Raw genomic sequence first — 4,407 nt, forward strand, 5'->3', positions numbered from 1 at the left:
GTATATTCGGCATAACTGCCATCGAAGTGCCGCCCCATTCCGCCCATCGCGGTCGCGACAATATCGCCTTTTTTAAAATTGGTCCCCGGCGCGTCTGCCACGAGACCGACCGCTTCGATCCCCAAGATTCGCGGGAACTCGACGCATGGGGAGAGCCCCTGCCGAGTAAACATTTCCGATCGATTCAGGCCGAACGCCCTTACGTGAATCAGGACGTCGCCTTGTCTCGGCGCGGGAATGGGTCGATTCTCGAGCTTAAGGACACCCGGACCGCCGGCATTATGAACGACCGCCGCCTTCATCGTCGTCATCGCATCCCTGCTCGGGCTAGCAGTTTGCGGCCGTGCAGACGAACGTTTGCCGCACTCCGCGTGGCACCCAATCGAGCCGCACGTCCGCGCGGTGCGAGCTTGGCGTCGATGCTTCCGCCCCGCGACCCGTTCATCGCAAACACCAGAAAGCCCCCCGCCATCGTCATGTTCTTGAAAAAATTCATGAGCTGATCGAGGTCGGAAAACTTCGCGTGGAAGATGAGGGCTGTGATCACGCACCATCCCGCCAAGAGCAACGAGATTGGGCGGATATAATAACCAACGAGGAGCAACACCCCAGCCGCATATTCCCAGGCGGCCGCGGGCCAGACCAGCATCTCCGGCACGCCATATGCTTGCATGTAGGCTTGAATCCCGCTCGTTTCGGTCACCTTGATCGTCGCAGACATTAAAAACAGCAGCGCCATGAGAAGGCGAGCCGGCGCCTCAATCAGTTTATACTCCACCTTCATCACCACTCCTTAGCCGACCATCTATGTATTATCCACTCGACACACTGTATTTTTTGCTCGGCGTATCCACATTCATGGCAATAAACGTAATTTCGGCGCGCGCGTCTTGGCACGGTGCTGTCATTGTCAATCGATTGTGCTCGCCCGATTAGTGGGGGAAAATGGGAATCGGTTTCTCGGTTGTGGAATAATGTCTCACCTGACGCGGCACCAAGCCACGACGCTGGGCTGTCGGCAGGCATTGGCGGCGTCGACCGTTGCTTTCAGCCGATCCTCTGCCGAAGGCCGGGTCCCTGCGTGACCGGTCGCTTTGTGCTATGGCGAGGAAGTGTCGCCGAGGCCGGCTGGCGCTGGCGGCTGCGAGAGATCGAAGCCTAGTTTCGCCGCGGCGCGCGTCGTGGCCCCACCCGCCGATGCGTCGCCCACAACAGTTACGGTCGGGTAAGCGAATTGAATACCTTCCTTTTCAAATGCGCTTTTGATGAGCGCATAGGCATGGTGCCTTATCGAGGACTGGTTACCCGGGCGAGTCGTCATCTTGAGGCTCACTCGGATCGCAAAATCGCCGAACTCCTCCACGCCCTGCATCTTCAACGTTTCCAAGATTTGCGGCGCGAACTCTGGATCCTCCTCGAGCGCAGCGCCGATCTCTTTGACAATCCGCTTCACGGTCGCCAAGTCGGTGTCATAGGTGACCCCAATTGAAATCTTTTCGACGACCCAGTCGCGCGAGTAATTGGTGATCGTGGAAAGCGCGCTGAAGGGAACTGTGTGTAGCGCCCCTCGATTGTGGCGCAATTTGAGCGATCGCAATGAGAACGCTTCCACCGTACCCTTGATGTGACCGCACTCGACATATTCGCCTACCCGGAATGCGTCATCGAAGAGAAAGAATACGCCGGAAATGACGTCTTTCACTAGCGACTGCGCGCCAAAGCCGACGGCAATGCCGAAGATTCCCGCTCCCGCGACAAGCGGTCCGACCGCAACGCCCACGGTCGAGAGTGCTGTGAGACTGGCCACCGCAACGATCGTGACCAGCAGTAAGTGCCGGAGAACCGGCAGAAGCGTAAGTACGCGCTGACGGTTGCGCGCCTCCGCCTCTGAACCGATCTCGCCGTCCGACGCTCTCTCGCTGAGGCGACGATCGATCCAGATACGTGCCATCTGCCAAATGAAATCGGCAACCAGCACGATGATGATGACGTCCAGCAGAGCGCGGGCAGTGCGCATTGCAACGGTGTCATTCGCCGCGAGGGCCGTCAGGTCCAGATCTAGAATGTGCGCCACGACAATGGCTCCACCCGCAATCAGCATAATGCGAAGGCCACGATGAAAGGCCACGACCGCAAACGGACGGCGAACGCGACCCGCCGCCTCCGCATCCGATGTTCGAAGTAACTGCTCGACGACAAGCCGTAGCCCAAAACTCGCCAGGAAAACGAGCAGGAGAACAATCCCGATATCGAAAGGCGCCGTCTCTCCGGTGAACACCGTAAGCCAGACGCCGACGAGATAGACGCTGATCAACCATGTCCAGCCGTCGCGGGCGCGCTGGGTCGGAAAGCTGCCGTCGAAAGACGGGCGTCGCCACAATGCCGCGAGAGCGAGACTCAGGAGCAGGATGCTAAGGATGCTGCCGACGACCGTTCGGCTGTCCAAATTGGCACCGAGGGAGGGCACCAACCGGAACGTACCCTTGGCGAAATAAAACGTCCCGACAAGCACCGCAGACCACACGAACCAGTACCGAGCCGTTCGGGTCGACATCGGCAAGATGCGGAAGCGCTCAGCCCCCGGCGCCAAGATGATTCGGCCTCCCACGATCGTCAGTCGTACGGCAAGAATCACGATAAGGTAGGTGAGCATGATTTGCTGGAGCAGCGGCGGCCAATCGAACGCGAGGAAGGCGCCGACGCTGCCGAGGGTGAAGACGCCGATGAGGCCGACCCCATAAAGTGTCCGCCAACAAATGGCACGCAGCCGATCCTCAACCGTCTCGACGGGAAGGACCGTAATTCGGTTCCGTATCCCGGCCGTTCCTCGTCGGAATAAAAGCTCGGCCAAAGTGCCGAGCAAAGCGAACGCGGCGAGCGGGCCGAACAGCGCGAGAAAGCCGTATTGCCGAAATTCCTGCGTCAATGTCATCCAGATGATCCCGAGCTGCTCGGGAAGGTGCGGTATGGCGTCCGCGAGACGTCGCAGGAGAGCCCGCGCGGTGTCGAGATATTTTCCCATCGCCTGGGAGGCACTCACGGATTCGGGCTGCGATAGCATTGCAGTCGAATTCGCGTTCGCCTTCAGCCAAGCCTGGATATCCGGTTTCCCGAGAAGTTCGGCGAGCGCACGCAGATCCTCTTGTGCAGGTCTCGTGGGCGGGGGCGCCGCCGTTGCTTGCGCATGCGCCGATGTCAAGCCGTCGTGAACGATTGCCGCAAGGATGAGAAGAAACAAAAACGCGGTAAATTTTCCCCTCGCGCCAGCCCGCGTCGTTGCCCTTGGCGCTCGCCGCCCTCTAATTCCCTTCAAATCCGCCCCCGACCGCCGCAACACCCTCCGTTATCTGCAAGGAGTCGACCCTACCATGCAGTTCCAATGGATTGATACCGTTGCCGTGCGTGATGAGGCCGCCGGCAACCGCTATCTTCCGTGCGGAGCCGCCCGGCTTGATGCTGAGCGCGATGGCAGAGAGCTTTACGACGACGCCCTTGACCAGCGAGTCGCCCGTACCTCCATAGGTTTCGATACCTCGGCGCACCGTGAGCTGGCCGATGGGTTGACTGATTTGAATACCGACTGCCCCATCAGCGTGCGTAACGATGCGCTCGAACTCCGCAGTATTTGCAGTGCCGGCATAGACATTGAAGCCACGCGATCCCTGACCGAATGTTTCGATCGGCGCATTGATCTGAAGGAGATCCACCGTGCCGAAATTGACGAATCCGATGCCGCTTGGGCCGTAAGACGTGATCTTCTCCTCGGCGATCCAGCGACCGACCGCACCCCAGTTATCCAGAACCATGTCGTTTGGCCCATAAGTCGTGATTGGGCCCAAGTTGCGCACGCTGTACACGAATGTGCCGGAAACGACGAACACGCCGCCGGCGATGCGATCCGGCGTGCCTGGCGCGATCCCGCCATTGCTGTAAACCGCTCCGGTCTCCAGCCGGCGGACGATCAGCCGGCCTCCCGTATCGCTCCCGCCGCTCACGAAAATGCCGCTCCCGCGCACGGGGGCGCCGGCACGGCCAGCCGACAAGCCGGTGACGTCCGCCGTTATTGTAACGGCACGGTCGACTTGCTGGTTCCACAGCGTGAAGGCACCGGGTATGACCTCGACGCCATAGCCCTTGGGGCGCGCTTCATAGCCGCGCGCATCGGCGGACACGATGTCCATGTTCTCGACCTCGACATGGCCGTTCTGTACCCGATCACGCGCCAGGAATTGCACGACCCCTTCGATACGGAGATTTCGCAACAGAAGCCGGCCGAGACGTTCGATGCTGGTATCGTTGAAGAGTGCTCGCCGATCGAGATCGGTGTTCAATTCGAGGCCCTCGACTTGATTATCGGCTGAGAGCTGAAGGCCGTCCTGGCCCGCGGCAAACCGCAGGGACGCTTTT

4 protein-coding genes are annotated in these 4,407 nt (G+C 60.0%); all 4 read right to left on the reverse strand.

Translation table 11 applies throughout. The annotated features are described in order from the left end of the window. A partial coding sequence (locus VEJ16_01700) for an alcohol dehydrogenase catalytic domain-containing protein (GenBank protein HYB08367.1) occupies positions 1 to 311 on the reverse strand: 311 nt, incomplete at its 3' end. Further along, positions 308 to 784, reverse strand: a complete 477-nt coding sequence (locus tag VEJ16_01705; GenBank protein ID HYB08368.1) for a DoxX family protein — start codon at positions 782 to 784, stop codon at positions 308 to 310. The genes VEJ16_01705 and VEJ16_01700, both read right to left, overlap by 4 nt. Before the next feature lie 315 nt (positions 785 to 1,099). After that, a complete protein-coding gene (locus VEJ16_01710; protein ID HYB08369.1) occupies positions 1,100 to 3,238 on the reverse strand; it encodes a mechanosensitive ion channel family protein in 2,139 nt (712 codons plus the stop codon). A gap of 61 nt (positions 3,239 to 3,299) precedes the next feature. Then, positions 3,300 to 4,407: hypothetical protein (locus VEJ16_01715; GenBank protein ID HYB08370.1), on the reverse strand; the 1,108-nt coding region annotated here is incomplete at its 5' end.

This window comes from Alphaproteobacteria bacterium, assembly GCA_035625915.1.
In the GTDB taxonomy this organism is placed as follows: Bacteria; Pseudomonadota; Alphaproteobacteria; order JACZXZ01; family JACZXZ01; genus DATDHA01.

Excerpts from the sequence above, each read along its gene's own strand:
- VEJ16_01705 (HYB08368.1), bottom strand. The coding sequence starts at position 784 with ATGAAGGTGGAGTATAAACTGATTGAGGCGCCGGCTCGCCTTCTCATG.